This window comes from Aeromonas sp. QDB18, from assembly GCF_027705325.1.
GTDB lineage: Bacteria > Pseudomonadota > Gammaproteobacteria > Enterobacterales > Aeromonadaceae > Aeromonas > Aeromonas caviae.
In genome coordinates, this window is record NZ_JAPDBQ010000096.1 from 1 (window position 1) to 16,068 (window position 16,068).

The 16,068-nt window shown below is 64.1% G+C and carries 13 protein-coding genes and 1 pseudogene; 8 read left to right on the top strand and 6 right to left on the bottom strand.

What is annotated here, in order from left to right; genetic code table 11:
• Nucleotides 1-200: 200 nt before the first annotated feature.
• The gene (locus OKC30_RS14280; RefSeq protein WP_270664393.1) at nucleotides 201-1,934 is read right to left on the bottom strand and encodes a formate--tetrahydrofolate ligase; all 1,734 of its coding nucleotides are present in this window, start codon (nucleotides 1,932-1,934) and stop codon (nucleotides 201-203) included.
• A gap of 66 nt (nucleotides 1,935-2,000) precedes the next feature.
• Between OKC30_RS14280 and OKC30_RS14285 the strand changes: the two genes are divergently transcribed.
• Complete coding sequence (locus OKC30_RS14285; RefSeq protein WP_042017451.1) at nucleotides 2,001-2,402, top strand: hypothetical protein; 402 nt, start codon at nucleotides 2,001-2,003, stop codon at nucleotides 2,400-2,402.
• A gap of 8 nt (nucleotides 2,403-2,410) precedes the next feature.
• On the opposite strand, the gene OKC30_RS14290 is transcribed toward OKC30_RS14285, so the two are convergent.
• Nucleotides 2,411-3,313, bottom strand: a complete 903-nt coding sequence (locus OKC30_RS14290) for a LysR family transcriptional regulator (protein ID WP_039038856.1) — start codon at nucleotides 3,311-3,313, stop codon at nucleotides 2,411-2,413.
• A gap of 109 nt (nucleotides 3,314-3,422) precedes the next feature.
• On the opposite strand from OKC30_RS14290, the gene OKC30_RS14295 reads away from it, so the two are divergent.
• From OKC30_RS14295 to OKC30_RS14310, 4 genes are all read left to right on the top strand, one after another.
• A complete protein-coding gene (locus OKC30_RS14295; protein ID WP_053288582.1) occupies nucleotides 3,423-3,983 on the top strand; it encodes a YceI family protein in 561 nt (186 codons plus the stop codon).
• Nucleotides 3,983-4,717: a hypothetical protein gene (locus OKC30_RS14300; RefSeq protein WP_113979149.1), complete on the top strand. Its 735-nt coding sequence runs from the start codon at nucleotides 3,983-3,985 to the stop codon at nucleotides 4,715-4,717. Before OKC30_RS14295 ends, OKC30_RS14300 begins: the two co-directional genes overlap by 1 nt.
• Before the next feature lie 185 nt (nucleotides 4,718-4,902).
• Nucleotides 4,903-6,024: an adenosylhomocysteinase gene (locus tag OKC30_RS14305; protein WP_160838519.1), complete on the top strand. Its 1,122-nt coding sequence runs from the start codon at nucleotides 4,903-4,905 to the stop codon at nucleotides 6,022-6,024.
• Nucleotides 6,021-6,332 carry a SelT/SelW/SelH family protein gene (locus tag OKC30_RS14310; RefSeq protein ID WP_010674179.1) on the top strand — a complete coding sequence of 104 codons (312 nt, stop codon included), beginning with the start codon at nucleotides 6,021-6,023 and terminating at the stop codon, nucleotides 6,330-6,332. Before OKC30_RS14305 ends, OKC30_RS14310 begins: the two co-directional genes overlap by 4 nt.
• A gap of 63 nt (nucleotides 6,333-6,395) precedes the next feature.
• Here the strand turns inward: OKC30_RS14310 and OKC30_RS14315 are convergent, their stop codons facing one another.
• Together OKC30_RS14315 and pepT are read right to left on the bottom strand one after the other, a co-directional pair.
• Entirely contained in the window at nucleotides 6,396-8,120 is a 1,725-nt protein-coding gene (locus OKC30_RS14315; protein ID WP_113979146.1) for a lysophospholipid acyltransferase family protein, read from the bottom strand.
• A gap of 105 nt (nucleotides 8,121-8,225) precedes the next feature.
• A complete protein-coding gene (pepT, locus tag OKC30_RS14320) occupies nucleotides 8,226-9,452 on the bottom strand; it encodes a peptidase T (RefSeq protein WP_052816544.1) in 1,227 nt (408 codons plus the stop codon).
• 1,025 nt (nucleotides 9,453-10,477) lie between these two features.
• Here pepT and speA point away from each other — a divergent pair.
• The gene (gene speA, locus OKC30_RS14325; RefSeq protein WP_042882536.1) at nucleotides 10,478-12,379 is read left to right on the top strand and encodes a biosynthetic arginine decarboxylase; all 1,902 of its coding nucleotides are present in this window, start codon (nucleotides 10,478-10,480) and stop codon (nucleotides 12,377-12,379) included.
• 256 nt (nucleotides 12,380-12,635) lie between these two features.
• The gene (locus OKC30_RS14330; RefSeq protein ID WP_043154249.1) at nucleotides 12,636-12,824 is read left to right on the top strand and encodes a hypothetical protein; all 189 of its coding nucleotides are present in this window, start codon (nucleotides 12,636-12,638) and stop codon (nucleotides 12,822-12,824) included.
• A 45-nt stretch (nucleotides 12,825-12,869) separates the two neighbouring features.
• On the opposite strand, the gene OKC30_RS14335 is transcribed toward OKC30_RS14330, so the two are convergent.
• Together OKC30_RS14335 and OKC30_RS14340 are read right to left on the bottom strand one after the other, a co-directional pair.
• A complete protein-coding gene (locus OKC30_RS14335; protein WP_041212754.1) occupies nucleotides 12,870-13,157 on the bottom strand; it encodes a hypothetical protein in 288 nt (95 codons plus the stop codon).
• A 164-nt stretch (nucleotides 13,158-13,321) separates the two neighbouring features.
• Entirely contained in the window at nucleotides 13,322-15,430 is a 2,109-nt protein-coding gene (locus tag OKC30_RS14340) for a putative bifunctional diguanylate cyclase/phosphodiesterase (protein WP_223917179.1), read from the bottom strand.
• Between the two features lie 448 nt (nucleotides 15,431-15,878).
• On the opposite strand from OKC30_RS14340, the pseudogene OKC30_RS14345 reads away from it, so the two are divergent.
• Nucleotides 15,879-15,992: pseudogene (locus OKC30_RS14345) on the top strand (histidine phosphatase family protein); the annotation flags it as partial.
• Between the last annotated feature and the right edge of the window lie 76 nt (nucleotides 15,993-16,068).

Genomic DNA, 16,068 nt, shown 5'->3' on the forward strand with positions numbered 1-16,068 from the left:
CCGGAACCAGTGATTGGTTCCGGATTGTCCTACAGCAGAAGGATCGGTCAATGGATCCTTAACTGATCAGCATTGCCACCAATCGGCGGGGCCTTGTCGTTTCTGGCTGGACCTGGGCGCCGTCAGCTCAGGCCGACAATGTGGCCGTCATCGTTGATGTCGATATGGTGTTCAGGGACGGCAGACTGCCAGCCTGCACGTCAGCTCAGGCCGACAATGTCGCCGTCATCGTTGATGTCGATATGGCGATAGGCCGGCAGACTGCCCAGGCCCGGCATGGTCATGATGGGGCCCGCCAGGGCATAGACGAAGGCTGCCCCCGCGCAGAGTTTCACCTCCTCGATGGGGACCTCGAAGTCCGTCGGCACGCCCTTCCTGGCCGGGTCATGGCTGATGGAGAGCGGCGTCTTGGCCATGCAGACGGGCAGGTGATCCTGGCCCTCTGCCGAGAGTCTGGCCAGTTGCTGGCGCGCCTTGTCCGAGAGGGTGATGCCCCGGCCGCCATAGCCGCACTCCACCAGGGTGGCGAGCTTGGCGGCAAGGCTCATCTCATCGGGGTAGAGCAGCCTGACCTCACTGGGCTGCTTGCAGGCCGCCACCACGGCGTGAGCCAGATCCGCCGCACCCGCGCCACCGTCAGTGAAGGCCTGGGAGAGGGCGACGCCACAGGCACCGGCCTGGCGCGCCGCCGCCTCCAGCAGGGCCAGCTCGGCGTCGCTGTCGGTGGGGAAGCGGTTGATGGCGACCACCACGGGCACCCCGTAACGGCGGGCGTTGTGAATATGCCAGGCGAGGTTGGCGCACCCCGCTGTCAGGGTGGGCAGATCTTCCCCTTGCAGGCTGGCCGGCAGCGGCTGGCCCGGCCGGATGTCGAGCAGGCCGCTGTTGGCCTTGAGGCCGCGCACCGTGGCCACCAGCACCACGCAGGCGGGGGGAAGGCCGGACTGGCGATACTTGATGTTGAAGAACTTCTCCAGCCCCATGTCGGAGCCAAAACCCGCCTCGGTCACCACGTAGTCGGCAAGACCCAGCGCCATGCGATCGGCGATGACGGAGGAGTTGCCGTGGGCGATGTTGGCAAAGGGGCCTGCGTGGACCAGCACAGGGGTCTGCTCCGTGGTCTGCATCAGGGTGGGCTTGAGGGCGTCTTTGAGCAGCACCGTCATGGCCCCCGCCACTTCCAGCTGCTCGGCGGTGATGGGCTTGCCGCGCAGGTCGAGGGCGAGCTGGATGCGGCCGATACGCGCGCGCAAGTCCTTGAGATCCCTGGCTAGGGCCAGAATGGCCATCAGCTCGGAGGCGGCGGTGATGACGAAGCGATCGGGGCGCTCGACACCATCGGCAGCGCCGCCCTGGCCGAGGGTGAGGTGGCGAAGCGCCCGGTCGTTCATGTCCAGGGTGCGGGGCCAGAGGATGTTGGCCGGGTCGATATCGAGCCGCGCCAGGCCGGTTCTGGCGCTGAACTGGTCACCGAGTTTGCGTTCATGGAACAGGCGGGCATCCAGGGCGGCAGAGGCCAGGTTGTGGGCGGCGGTGAGGGCGTGAAAATCCCCGGTGAGGTGCAGGTTCATCTCCTCCATCGGCACCACCTGGGCCATGCCGCCCCCGGCGGCGCCCCCCTTGACCCCGAAGACGGGGCCGAGGCTCGGCTGGCGAATGGTGGCGATGCTGGGCTGGCCGATGTGGTTGAGCCCCATGGAGAGGCCGATCGTGGTGACCGTCTTGCCCTCCCCAAGGGGGGTGGGCGTGATGGCGCTCACCAGCACCAGCTTGCCGGGCTCGCGGGCGGGGGCGTGATGGAGCAGCGCGAGGTCGAGTTTGCCCTTGTAATGGCCGTGGGGGTGGAGATGGGCGGCCGCTATGCCGAGCTGTGCTGCCACCTCGGCGATGGGCAGGCGGGGGGAGTGGCGGGAGATCTCGATATCGCTTAGCATCAGCACCTCGTTGGCATGTCAGGTCAAATATGCGGCGAAGTCTAGAGGAATCAACAGGGTAATCCAATGAGCAATACTATTTTATCCGGCAGTCGTGAGCCCCATCAAAGTCCCATCCTGCTGGATCTCAACGTCCTCTATCACCCGCCCAAACGGCCCCTCACCGCCCTTGGCATCGTCAGCGCCTTCATCCCGCTCTTTGGTTACGGCTGGCAGGCGATGACCCAGGATCCCGAGACCCACTTTCGCCACGAGCTCGGCAAGCGCATCAACAAGCACAAGAGCGACGAGGCGAACCTCGCCCTGATGATGCAGTTGGCGGCCATGCTGGATTGCCACTGCCTGCACGTCACCCTGCCCTATGCGCTGGGGGAGGCCGAGCTCGCCGCCTTGCGCCAGCGCCTGCCACGCTGGCAGATGAGCCAGCAGGATCACCTGCTGGTGGCTGAGCTGATGCCCACCCCCTGAGCCCGGGCTCAGGTCTCCCTGTCCCAGTAGTGGGGCGCCAGGTAGCGCTCCTGCACGAATTCGATGAAGCAGCGCACCTTGGCCGACACGAAACGGCGGTGCGGATAGAGGGCATAGAGCCCCACCTGCCCCTTCTCCCACTCCAGCAACAAGGGGACCAGCGCCCCCGAGCGCAGCGCATCCCCCACGATGAAGGTGGGCTGCAAGATGATGCCCTGGTGGTCGCAGGCGGCCCGGGTCAGGGCCACCCCGTTGTTGGCGCGAAGGGGCCCCTGGGGGCGGATGCTGTGCTCCTCCCCATCCCGTTTGAAGACCCAGTCCGGCTGGGTCAGGGTGTAGATGAGGCAGTCGTGCTGCTTGAGATCCTCCGGGGTCTTCGGCCTGCCCCGGCGGGCCAGGTAGTCGGGGCTGGCGCACACCACCATCTTCATCATGGCGAGCGGCTTGGCCACCAGGGAGGAGTCCGGCAGGTTGCCGATGCGCAGCGCCAGATCGAACCCCTCCTCCACCAGGGCCACCCGCCGGTCGCTGTACTCAATCTCGAGCTTCAAGTCCGGGTAGCGCTCGCGAAACAGGGGCAGGGCGGGGGAGAGGTGCAGGTAGCCGAAATCCATGGGCACCGAGAGCTTGAGGGTGCCCTGGGGCTGCTGGTTGTTGTGGGTGAGCTGGCTGTGGGTCTCTTCGAGCTCCGCCAGCAGGGCCAGGGAGCGCTGGTAGTAAAACTGGCCCGCCTCGGTGGGATTGACCTGGCGGGTGGTGCGCGACAACAGCCGGGTGGAGAGGGACTCCTCGAGCTGCTGCATCAGCTTGGAGGTCATGGCGACCGAGATCCCGAGCTGATGGGCGGCCTTGGTGAAGCTCTGGCACTCCACCACCTTGATGAAGGTGCGCATGGCGGCTATCTGATCCATATTCCACTCTCGGTTGATAATTATTTTAATAAATCGATGATTATCTATTCTCGATAGGAGGTTAGCATTTTGGACACCGTTGTGAACCCCCAATGAAGGAACGATCGGAATGAAAATGACCAAGGCCCTGCTGGCCTCCTGCCTGTTTATGGCGGCTCCCCTGATGGCTGCCGATTACGATGTCGATGCAGCGCACACCACAGTCCAGTTCAAGGTGGGCCACCTCGGCTTCTCAGAACTGGTCGGCCGATTCAACACCTTCAGTGGCACCTTCAGCATGGACGACGCCAACCCGGCGGCGGCCAAGGCGAACTTCGAAATCGATGCCGCCAGCGTGGACTCCAACCACGAGGCCCGCGACAAGCACCTGCGCAGCCCCGACTTCCTGGACGTGAAGCAGTACCCCAAGATGACCTTCGTCAGCACCGGCTATGAAGGCACCAAGGACAAAGGCGTGCTCAAGGGCACCCTGACCCTGCACGGCGTCTCCAAGGACGTGGCCTTCGACCTGGTCCACATCGGCGAAGGCAAGGATCCCTGGGGCGGCTACCGCAGCGGCTTCAACGCCACCACCACCATCAAGCGCAGCGAGTTCGGCGTGAACTACATGGTGCCGAACATCCCTGACGAGATGACCATCAACCTGTTCGTTGAAGGCGTGCGCAAGTAATGGGCGCAGCACTCCTGCTTCAAACCCTGGCGGCTCCTTTAGGGGCCGCTTTGCTGTCGTGGCGCTGGCCGCGGCTGGGCTATCTGTGGGGCGCCCTGGGGATCTGGCTGGTGGGCTGCCTGCTGGGCGGTGCCTATGGCCTGCCGGTCAAGGCGTGGCAGTGGCTGCCGCTGACCCTGCTGGTGCCCGCCCTGACCCAGGGTACCAGCAAGGGGGTCGCCCTCGCGCTGTTCGGGGTGCTGGGCGCCCTGGTGTGGTGGCAGGGGCTGGCCTCCGTGCTGGCGAGCGAGCCCGGGATCTGGCTGGCCCTGCTGCCCGCCATCCTCTGGTCTGGCTGGACGAGCTGGCGTGGTGACAGCGAGGAGGGGCTCGGCTTCGCCCTGGCTTTCATCTGGCTGGCGCTGGTCATCGGCATCGATGGCAGCCTGCTCATCGCCCAGCTGACGGGGGCCCTGGCCGCGTTTGCCGGATTCCGTGCCCTGCTCGGCGCCTTTGCAGGGGTCAAGGTGACCCCGGCAGCCCTGGGGCTTTCACTCGCCTTCGTGCAGATGCTCGCCTGGCAGTACGTGGAAGTGCCCCTGCTGGTGCTGCTGCCGGTCTGGCTATTGCCGCTGCTGGAACGTGCCCTGCACGGGCGCCCGGGACTCTCTCGCTGGGGGGTCTTGATCCTGGTGGCGGCCGTCGGTGCCGGAGTGGGTCTGTGGTGGGTATGGCCAGAGGCATCACTTTACTGATTTTTGCATGAAAAACAGGCTATTACCTTAGAAATTGATGGGCTTGTCAAAGTCTGGACAGATAAAGATTGAGACCCATGGTGCTTTCGGATAAAAAGGATTTTCAATTATCTGGATACACACAGAACCCGGCTATGCCGGGTTCTGTTTGCCTGCTTTCCCGCGGCACGCTAAGGAGGCCACAGTTGCGCAGTCAGGGATCTGAGCATCTGTTTTTTCGCCATTTCACCGAACAGGGATGTCTTGGGGATCTCTGCATCCTGCTGGTGACCCACCTGCTTCCCGACAGACCCGACTTCATCCAGTTGCTCGATCGGGTGGGTCGGGTCGGTGCCATCCTGCCCAAACCCAAGTCCGTGCATGGACCGACCCTGACCTGGGCCCAGCAGCACTACCCCGTGCTGCCCCTCAATCGCCACTGGACCTCGGATCCCGGTGAGGTGATCGCCCAGATTGCCCCCCTGGTGATGTCCCACGAGCGGCTCATCATCCTCGACATCGGCGGCTACTTCGCCAAGAGCCAGGCGGTACTGGCCGAGCACTTTGGCGCCCGCTTCATCGGGGTGGTGGAGATGACCGAGAACGGCCATCAGCGGTATGAGCAGGAGTCACTGGCGGCCCCCGTCATCTCGGTGGCCCGCAGCCCCCTCAAGCAGGCGGAAGATATCCAGATCGGCCTGAGCGTGGTCTACTCCGCGGAGTCCCTCGCACGTACCCTGAGGCGTACCTTCAATGTCTGCCAGGCCGCCCTGTTCGGCTATGGCAAGGTGGGGCGCAGCATCGCCCGGGAACTGCGCTGTCGCAACCTGCATCTGGAGCTGGTGGAGACGGATGCCCTGCGCCAGGTGGAAGCGCTCTCCCACGGCTTCAAGCTGGTGAACAAGGCCGAGGCCCTGGGCCGTGCCGAGCTGGTGATCTGCTCCACCGGCAACGGCTCCCTCGATATATCCGATCTGCAGGCCCTGCGCCCCGGCGCCATGCTGGCCTCGGTCACCTCCGCCGACGACGAATTCGCCTTCAGCCTCGCCCAGCTGCCCTGGCCGAGCGAGGAGGTGTGTCCCCATGTGCTGGCCCTGACCCGGCCGGACGGCAGCACCATCTTTTTGCTCAACCGGGGGGAGGCGGTCAACTTCGTCCACGGCGCCGTCATCGGCGAATATGTCTACCTGGTGCTGGCGGAGATCATCGAAGGGGTGCACCAACTGGCCCATCAGGCATCCACCCCGGGCCTTCACGAACTGCCCCAGGCCACCATGCAGCGCATCGCTCGCCTCTGGTTGACCGATTTTCACGGAGTCACCCCATGACAGATACCCATTTGCCCCTCGCGAAACCGCGCATCGAAATCCGTTACTGCACCCTCTGCCGCTGGATGCTGCGAGCCGCCTGGCTCGCCCAGGAGCTGCTCTCCACCTTCGACGGCGAACTGGGCGAGGTGGCCCTGGTGCCCGCCAGCAAGGGGGAGTTTCGCATCCTGGTGGACGGGGTGCTGGTGTGGGACAGGGTGGCCGACGAGGGCTTCCCCGAGGCCAAGGAGATCAAGCAGCGGGTGCGGGATGTCATCGCCCCGGAGCGGGATCTCGGCCATGCGGATCGCAAACCCGCAGCCGAGTAGGCGGCATCACCCATGATGTGAAAGAGGGAGGCGCAGGCCTCCCTCTTTCGTTGCAGCCCCCGGTCAACGGTCGCCAGATGTGGCCAGCCCTTCCCCGGCGGGGAGGCCGATATAGCGGGCCCGCTTGTGGGGCTTGATGCGGCTCACGTCCACCCACACCAGGCCGTCGATGCAGTGGTTGAAGTCCGGGTCGATGCCAAAGTCCATGAACTGCACACCCCCCGGCTCGCACAGCTCGGCGTACTGCTTGTAGAGGGTGGGAATGGCGCAGCCCAGGTTGTCGAGCCCTGCCTTGAGCACCTTGAGGTCGTCCCCGTAATCGCGCCCCTCGAACAGTGTCGGCGTGGCGGGATAGGGGCGGCGGGAAGGGGCGAGGGCAAGGGCGGGGGCGAAGTGCTGGCGATAGAAGCTCACCAGCAGATCCTTGGCCGCTGGCGGCAGGCTGCCGGAGAGGGTGACGGGCCCGAACAGGTAGCGGTATTGGGGATAGCGGGCCAGATAGGCCCCGATGCCGAACCAGAGGTAATCGAGCCCCCGCTTGCCCCAGTAGGCGGGCTGGATGAAGCTGCGGCCAAGCTCGATGGCCTGTTCCAGCCGGGGCAGCAGCTTCTCTTCGAAGCCGAACAGGGTGTGGCTGTAGAGGCCATCCAGCCCCTTGCTGGCCAGCCGTTCGGCCACCGGGGCGAAACGGTAGGCGCCGATGATGTCGAGGCGGGCGGGATCCCAGAGGATGAGGTGGTGATAGTCATCGTCGAAGGCATCGAGATCCCGCCGCTTGCCCGAGCCTTCCCCCACCGCCCGAAAGGCGATCTCCCGCAGGCGCCCCAGCTCACGCAGGATCACCGAGTGGCTCTGCTCGTGGCGACGATAGAGCAGGATGCGCTGGCCGTCCGGGGTCTGGCCGAGCAGCTCGCACCCGTCGATGGCCTGTTTCAGCAGGCGGCGATCCTCCGGCAGGGCGATGGGGGCCTCGGTCTGCAACCGTCCCGCCTTGCCCCGAGCGATTCGGTAGAGGTGGCCACGCACCAGCCGGGCCGCCGTCTTGGCCGGCAGCTCCTGAAAACTGGCGAGGGGAATACGCGCCCCTATGGTCACCGGCAGCGTCTGCCCCTGCTGGCGAAACAGCTGGCGCACCAGCAGCAGGGCGGAGGCGGGCTTGTTGAGCCAGGAGGCGAGATAGAACCAGAGGCTGTTGCGCCCTCCCAGGTGAATGGGCACCAGGGGCGTTCGGCTGCGCTGGGCCAGCTTGATGAAGCCGGCCTGCCAGGGGCCATCCTTCACCCCCTTGGGACCGAGGCGGGAGACCTCGCCTGCGGGGAAGATAACCAGGGCCCCGTCGGCGGCGAGGTGTTCGTTCATGGCGAGGATGGCCTGCCTGTCGGTCTTGCCCCCCAGGTTGTCCACCGGCAATAGCAATGGGCGCAGCGGCGCGAGCTGGGCCAGCACCTGGTTGGCCACTATCTTGACGTCGGGGCGGATGCGCCCGATGAGGCGCAGCAGGGCCAGCCCGTCCAGGGAGCCGATGGGGTGGTTGGCGACAAGAATGACCCGGCCGCTGGCGGGAATGTGCTCGAGCTCTGCCTCGCTCACCCGGCAGTCGAAGTGGAGCTCGGTGAGGGCCTGCTCGACGAAGTCCAGACCGCGCAGGTGGGGATGGCGCGCGGCAAAGCGGGTGAAGGCCTCCTCGTGCAGCAACCAGCTCAGCCCCTGCCTCATCAGGGGACGGAGGCGGGGCTGGCTGGCGAGGCGGGGCAGGTGCTGCCCCAACAGGGTATCGACGTCGAACATGGGCAAGGCTCCGCTGAACTTTGCCCCAGCTTGACGCCCCTGCGTGCCTTTCGTGTGTCGGTTGGGTGACGGTTTGATGACGGGGCGAGCCCCGTCCTTGCCCCCTTACTCTGCCCGCCAGGCAGAGGTGAGGCGCACCAGCGCCACCAGGGTGGCGACCGCTTTTTCCATGGATTGCAGGGGGATGAACTCGTGCTTGCCGTGGAAGTTGTGGCCACCGGTGAACAGGTTCGGGCAGGGCAGCCCCATGAAGGAGAGCCGGGCGCCGTCGGTGCCGCCGCGAATGGGTTTGATCTTGGGCACCACGTCGGCGGCCTCCATGGCGGCTTTGGCCAGCTCGACGATGTGGGGATGGGGCGCTATCTGGCTGCGCATGTTGCGGTAGTTGTCCACTATTTCCAGGGTGATGCGCGCTCTGGGGGCGTCCAGCTGAAGGGAGGCGACCCGCTCCTTGAGCTGGGCCTTGCGGGCGGCGAAGCAGTCATCGTCGAAGTCGCGGATGAGGTAGTGCAGGGTGGTCTCCTCCACCGAGCCCTCCATCCGGGCCAGGTGGAAGAAGCCCTCATACCCCTGGGTGCACTCCGGGGTCTGTTCGGCGGGCATGGCGGCATGGAAGCGGGCGGCCAGGGTCTGGCTGTTGATCATGCTGCCCTTGGCGGTGCCGGGGTGGACGTTGTTGCCTGTGATGCGCACCGTGGCGCTGGCGGCGTTGAAGTTCTCGCATTCGAGCTCGCCGAGCTCGCCGCCATCCACCGTGTAGGCCCACTTGGCCGGGAAGCGCTCCAGCGGGAAGCGGTCGGCACCGCGCCCTATCTCCTCGTCCGGTGTAAAGCCGACCCAGACATCGCCACGGGGGATCTCGGGGTGAGCTTGCAGGTATTCCACGGCGGTGAGGATCTCGGCGATGCCCGCCTTGTCGTCGGCCCCCAGCAGGGTGGTGCCGTCGGTGGTGATGAGATCCTGCCCCAGGTAGTTTTTCAGGAAGCGGTACTGGCGGATGGCCAGCACCTCGTCCCCTTTGCCAAGGCAGATATCACCCCCCTGATAGTGCTCGACTATCTGGGGGACGACGCATTCGGCCTCGTAATCGGCGGTGTCCATGTGGGCGATGAGCCCGATGGCGGGGGCATCCGGCTGGTTGCCCGGCAGGCAGGCGGTGAGGTAGCCATGCTCGTCCAGGGTGACCTGGCTCAGCCCCATCTGCGTCATTTCGTCGCACAGGGCCCGGGCGAAGAGGCGCTGTCCCTCGCTGCTGGGGCAGGCAGGGTTGGTCGCATCGGAACGGGTATGAAAGGTGAGGTAGTGGAGAAAGCGCGAAAGCAGGGTGTTCATGGGCAAGCCTCGGGTCACGAAAGAGGAGTCATTGTGGCCAAGACGGCGGCGCCGCTTATTGCGTCAGCGCAGTTTTTGATGACTTTGTGGGGGAGAGAAGGGCCATCGAGGGGGAGGGGCGGGGATCATCGCTTGGCACCTTGCATAAAAATTCCAAAATAAAAACTGGTTAAGCAATTGCGAAAAAGCTGAATTTCTCCTCGGCCCAGCGCTGGCAAGGGGTGACCCAAAAAGCGTGACGTGTTGGTTATTTTCATCGCCTCGCCCACGCACTCCCATCCCCCGCCATCCCAGAGCCCGCCTTGCTGGCAGCGAGATTTTGCCCCCCGATGAAAACCCGTTTTTTAACACGATTTTTTATTGTCACTGGCTGCGGTAAGTGTGTACACTCCGCGCCGATCCAAGGGCAACCCTGCGCAGGCCGTGTCCGCCAGACCCGCAGGATCATGACGCCTATAGGGCGAGGCACGCAGAAACGACAGACACTGCTGGGGAATGGTTTCTTTAATACCGGTTAGGCTCCGGTATCAGGGAGAACAACGGACTCTCATCTTTCAGCTGACCGAGTGGGCTTCGGGCTCATCATCTCCCTTGTCATGGGCGGTCACTGGCGTTGAGCGGGTCGTAGTGGTTGTCGTCCATCAACACGATGCGTGCTGACGTCTTCCCTTCTCTTCCTTGAAACCCTCTCCTGTCCGTCGGGATGGCTGCCGAATGATGAACAAACGGCGTGGCTGATGCCGATTGTCATCAAAGTACCGCGGTACGCCGGCAAGGTGTTACCGCATACCGTTGAGCTTGATGTAAAGCCACCAGCCCCACATCAAGACTCGTTACTTCCCAAGATCCACCAGGCAGCCTTGGCTTGCCGCGATGTGCAATGAACAGGATGTGGCGGAGCATGCTCCGTTGCGGGTCCAACGTCAGCAGGCCGCTCTGGCTTGCCGCATTTTGCAATCAATGGTCTGGATGTGATTGAGGGTAACGAAGGCGGCCCACGGCCGCTCATTTGCGAGGCATAGCCCATGACTAACTGGTCCAGCAAGGACTCCTTGAAGGTCTACAACGTTCCCTACTGGGGTGCGGGTTTTTTCAATATCAATGACGCCGGTCATGTGACCGTCTCTCCCGACAAGTCTCGCCCCGAGGCTCAGATCGTGCTGTCCGAGGCCATCGAGCAACTGCGCCAGTCCGGGCTGACCACGCCGGTGTTGCTGCGTTTCCCCGACATCCTCAAGAGCCGGGTCGATGCGCTGTTCAACGCCTTCGGTCAGGCCATCGAAAAGTCAGGCTATGAAGGGGATTACCTGTGCGTTTACCCGATCAAGGTAAACCAGCAGCGCCGCGTCATCGAGACCATCAGTCAGTCCTACAGTGACAAGCCGAGGCTTGGGCTGGAAGCGGGCTCCAAGCCCGAGTTGCTGGCCGTGCTGTCCCATCATCATGAGCAAGGCTCCGTGATCGTCTGCAACGGTTACAAGGACCGCGAATACATCCGCCACGCCCTCCTGGGCAACCTGATGGGCCACAAGGTCTACATCGTGGTGGAGAAGCCCTCCGAGCTGGAAATGGTGCTCGACGAGTCTGCTCGTCTCAACATCAAGCCCAACATCGGGGTGCGCGCCCGTCTGGCGTCCACCGGCTCCGGCATGTGGGAATCGAGCGGCGGTTCCATGTCCAAGTTCGGCCTCTCCGCCTCCCAGATCCTGGCGCTGGTGGAGCGTCTGCGCAGCCTCGGCAAGCTGGACTGCCTGCAACTGTTGCACTTCCACCTGGGCTCCCAGATCGCCAACATCCGCGACATCCAGGGCGGCATCCGCGAGTGCGGCCGCTTCTACGCCGAGCTGTGCCGTCTTGGCGCCAAGGTCGAGGTGGTGGACGTGGGCGGCGGCCTGGGTGTGGACTACGAGGGCACCCGTTCCCAGAGCCACTGCTCCGCGAACTACAGCCTCTCCGAGTACGCCAACAACGTGGTCTGGGGCATCGGCGATGTCTGCCGCGAGTTCGACCTGCCGCACCCGACCATCATCAGCGAGTCCGGCCGTGCCCTGACTGCACACCACGCCGTGCTGGTCACCAATATCATTGGTGCCGAAGGGGTGGAGGTGAACGACATCAGCGCCCCGGACGAGGACGCGCCTACCATCTTGCAGAACATGTGGAAAGGGTGGCTGGACCTGCGCGGGGAAGATCCCTCCCTGCTGGAGATCTTCCACGACTCCGTGGCGGATCTCGGTGACGTCAACGCCCAGTACACCATGGGCCTCTTGAACCTGGAGCAACGTGCCTGGGCCGAGATGCTGCACCAGAACACCTGTCTGGCGCTCAAGGAGCTGCTGAACCCAGTCAACCGCAACCACCGCGCCCTGGCCGACGAACTCTCCGAGAAACTGGCTGACAAGTGCTTTGCCAACTTCTCCCTGTTCCAGTCCCTGCCGGATGCCTGGGGTATCGGTCAGGTGTTCCCGGTGATGCCGCTGGCCGGCCTCGAGCGTCCGCTCACCCGCCGCGGCATCCTGATGGACATCACCTGTGACTCCGACGGTCAGGTGGAGCACTACGTCGACGGTCTGGGGGTGGAAAGCACCCTGCCGATGCCGGTCTACGGTGAGCACGAAGAGTGCCATGTCGGCTTCTTCCTGGTGGGTGCCTATCAGGAGATCCTGGGGGATCTGCACAACCTGTTCGGTGACACCCACTGCGCGGAAGTGTGGCTGGATGAAGAAGGCAAGATGGACATCCGCAACGTGGTGCGTGGTGACACCGTCGACCAGCTGCTACGTTACGTCAACATCGACCCGTCCGTGATCCGCGAGAACTACCAGCGCATCGTCTCCCACCCGGCGCTGGACGACGAGACCCGCAAGGCCCTGCTCGACGAGCTGGAGCTGGGTCTGCAAGGCTACGCCTACCTGGAAGACGAATAAGCCAGCGGCTTGTTCCCCGTCGGTCAAATGACGGACATGAAAAACGGCGCCTTCGGGCGCCGTTTTTGTTGCGCTGTTGCCTGGCTGGGGCCGGTTGGTGGGCTCTGTCATCCGGGCTGGCGACATCCGGCCCCGGCCAGATCCGGCCACTGCCCGCTTCTGCCCGCCACCTCCCTTGATCCAGGTCAAGGGGGACTCGGGCCGCTTATTTTACGGTCAAGGGTGATGTTGGTGAATGACACATAAGGATGTGCGTATGGAACTCAAGAAGGACCCGAGATGCTATACCGACGTCTGTATCGACGGTAAGTGGTATCACTACGATCACTGCAGCACTCACGTTTATATGCTGATGGGGGGCGCCGCCCCCAGCCTGCAGCTTGCCCATGAACCCGGCAGTGAAGAGGAGCTGGTGGAGATGCTCCGCCAGCACCCTCAACGCTGACTGCCTGCGGGCCATCGGGGGTATCGTCCCGGCGGCCCGCCTTGCTCAGCCCGCCTTGCGGCCCAGGATCTTCTTGCCCATCTCCAGCAAGGCCGTTGCCGCCGCATAGGCCTCGTCTGACTTGCCTATCTCGTCCGCCACGTAGAGAAAGCCGGATCTGTACTTCTCCACCGCCTCGCGGGGAGTGGCCGCGTCGATGAAATCCTCTTCCACCTCGAATCCTTGCGTTAGCAGCGCCTCCTTCTCCGTGAGGAAAGTGGGGGAGGCCATGTCGACATAGGTATATTGCTGACGGCGGGAGGCGGGGACGCTGAAGAACTGGTATCTGGCCATGGATGTGGCTCCTCTGAACGGGTGATCTGCCATGGGGGGCGCTCGATGCGCCCGGCAAAATAAAGGAGCATTCGAGTCTTGCAGCAGACTACCTTGAGTCGTGAAGGGACGCAATCGGGCTGGTGATGACCCTGGCGACACGGGCGCTGCGCCTCACCTGCTTGTCAGGCAAGCACACCTTCCAGCACCCGTTGGGGAGTCTCGGGAGCGCAGTGGACAAGCAGTTGCTCCCCGGTCATGGGGCGCCCGAGCAGGTAGCCCTGCAAGGTGTCGCAGCCCAGCTCGGTCAGCAGGTCCCGCTGCTCCGGGGTTTCCACCCCCTCTGCCACGATGCGCATCTCCAGGGCCTGACCCAGGGCGATGATGGCGGCGATGATGGTGGCATCGTCGCCTCCCCGCTCCAGGGTGGTGACAAAGCCCCGGTCAATCTTGAGCTCGTTGGCGGGGAAGCGCTTGAGGTAGAGCAGGCTGGAGTAGCCGGTGCCGAAGTCGTCGATGGAGATGCCAAGGCCGAGCTCGGCCAGACGGTTGAGGATGGCGAGGCTCTCCTCGGCCTTCTGCATGGCGGTGGATTCGGTGATCTCCAGGGTCAGGTGACGGGCCTCGAGCCGATGGCGGGCGAGGGCGCCCTGCACCTCCTCCAGCAGCCCGGGGCTGGCGAGCTGGATGGTGGAGAGATTGACTGCCACGCTCCAGTCGTGATGACCCGCCGCCCGCCAGGCGCTCATCTGGCGGCACGCCTCGTCGATGACCCAGTTGCCGATGGGGATGATGAGCCTGCTCTTCTCCGCCAGCGGCAGGAAGCTGGCCGGCGAGACGGCACCATGCTCCGGGTGCTGCCAGCGCAGCAGGGCCTCGGCGCCGACCACCTGGCCGCTGCGGGCACAGTATTTGGGCTGGTAGTGCAGGGCCAGCTCCCCCCGCTCCAGGGCGTGTTGCAACTCCTTGTGCAGCAGGAACTGCTGGTGGGCGTTGGCGTTCATGGCGCTGTCGAAGTAGTAGTAGTCGTTGCGCCCCTGCTCCTTGGCGTAATACATGGCGGCATCGGCGTTGAGGGTCAGCTCGTGCAGGCTGGTGCCATCCTGGGGATAGACGGCAATGCCGATGCTGGCGGTGATGTGCAGGCTGTGGTGCTCCCACTCATAGGGCTGGGCCAGGGTGGCCAGCAGCCGCTCGGCAAAGGCCGTGGTCTGGCTCACATCCCCCGGCGCTAGTGCCAGCACGAACTCGTCCCCGCCAAAGCGCGAGGCGGTGTCGCTGGCACCGAGCAGGCTGGTGATGCGCTGGGCCACCTCGGCCAGCAGCAGATCCCCGGTGTGGTGGCCGTGGGCATCGTTGATGATCTTGAAGCCGTCGAGATCGAGAAACAGCAGGGAGAAGCTGCGCTGGCTGTGCTGACACTCCTGGATGCGCTGCTCCAGCCGGTCGGCAAACAGCAGCCGGTTCGGCAGCCGGGTCAGGCTGTCATGGAGCGCCAGCTTGAGCAGCTCGTCGTGGGCCTGATGCAGGGAGGTGGAGAGCCTGGCGGCGTGGGCATCCAGCATGGAGAGCACGAAGGCGATGGCGAACACCGTCAGGATCACTATGATGACCACGGTTGCCAGCCACTGGGTATTGAGACCGGTGTAGAGGGCCCCGCACAGGCTCTCTGCGGGGAACTGGGCCGCCGCCATGCCGGTGTAGTGCATGCCCATGATGGCGGCCCCCATCACCAGGGAGGCGAGGGCCTTGCTGAAGAAGGCGCGGGGCGAGCTGTTGCGCAGGCGAAACGCTATCCAGAGCGCGGCACCCGAGGCGAATAGCGCGATGAGGATGGAGAGGATGAAGAGCCCAGGCAGGTAGTGGATGCCGGGCGCTATCTTCATGGCCGCCATGCCGATGTAGTGCATGGTGGCGATGCCGGCACCCATCAGTACGGCCCCGAACAGGATCTGGTGCCAGGGGAGCTGGGGACGACTCACCAGCCAGAGCGCAAAGGCCGAGGAGCCGATGGCCGCCACCAGGGAGAGACCGGTGAGGGTCAGATCGTATCCCAGCGCGATGGGCAGGTTGAAGGCGAGCATGCCGATAAAATGCATGGACCAGATGCCGAGGCCCATGGCGAAGGCTCCCCCCGCGAGCCAGAGCACGGCGGCCCGTCCCCGGCTCTGGCTCACCCGGCTGGTCATGGTCAGCGCCGTATAGGAGGCGAGCACCGCCACCAGGATGGAGAAGAACACCAGATCCTGGCTGTAATAACTGTCGAGCATGGGGTGGGTTGGGGTCACGTTCATTTACTCTGGGGTACATCAGGGCCTGAGCCTGGGCCGGGTCAGGGGAAATCGGGTGGCAGATTGTACACCAGGCGTCCCTGTCGTGAGCCAGAGATACGTACCAAAATGGCCCCCGGATCAGAGCAAAAACTCTGTCTTTTCTGGCATTGGCCGCCATCCTGTGACCGATAAACCGGCACATCCCCATTTTATCCCGTCTGAACAACAAGATAGGGGAGCATGGGGCGCTTGCCACGGCGCTGGTGGGCCCGTGGCGAAGGCGTGTGGAATGCGCACAAGGCGCCTGTGCGATAAAGGCGCGCAGCCCCTGTCGTCCTTTCACGATAGCCGCAGGCCAGGCGCTCAAGGAGTCAGCACAAGCCTGCATCCTCCGGGTCTTGGTTGACCCGGTACATCTGTTATCATCTTCCCCCTGTTTTCTTATCTCGTTGACTCTGCTGGAGAAACCATGTCTCGAACCCTCTATTTGCTGCGCCATGGTCAGACCCGTTACAACGCCGAATTGCGGTTGCAGGGGCGTTGCAACTCCGAGCTGACCCCCAGGGGAGAAGCCCAGGCCCTGTAAGTATTCACCGGAACAGTATTGACACAGGAAAAATGAGACGATCGTCTCTTGATCCCACTTTCCTGCTTGCTTG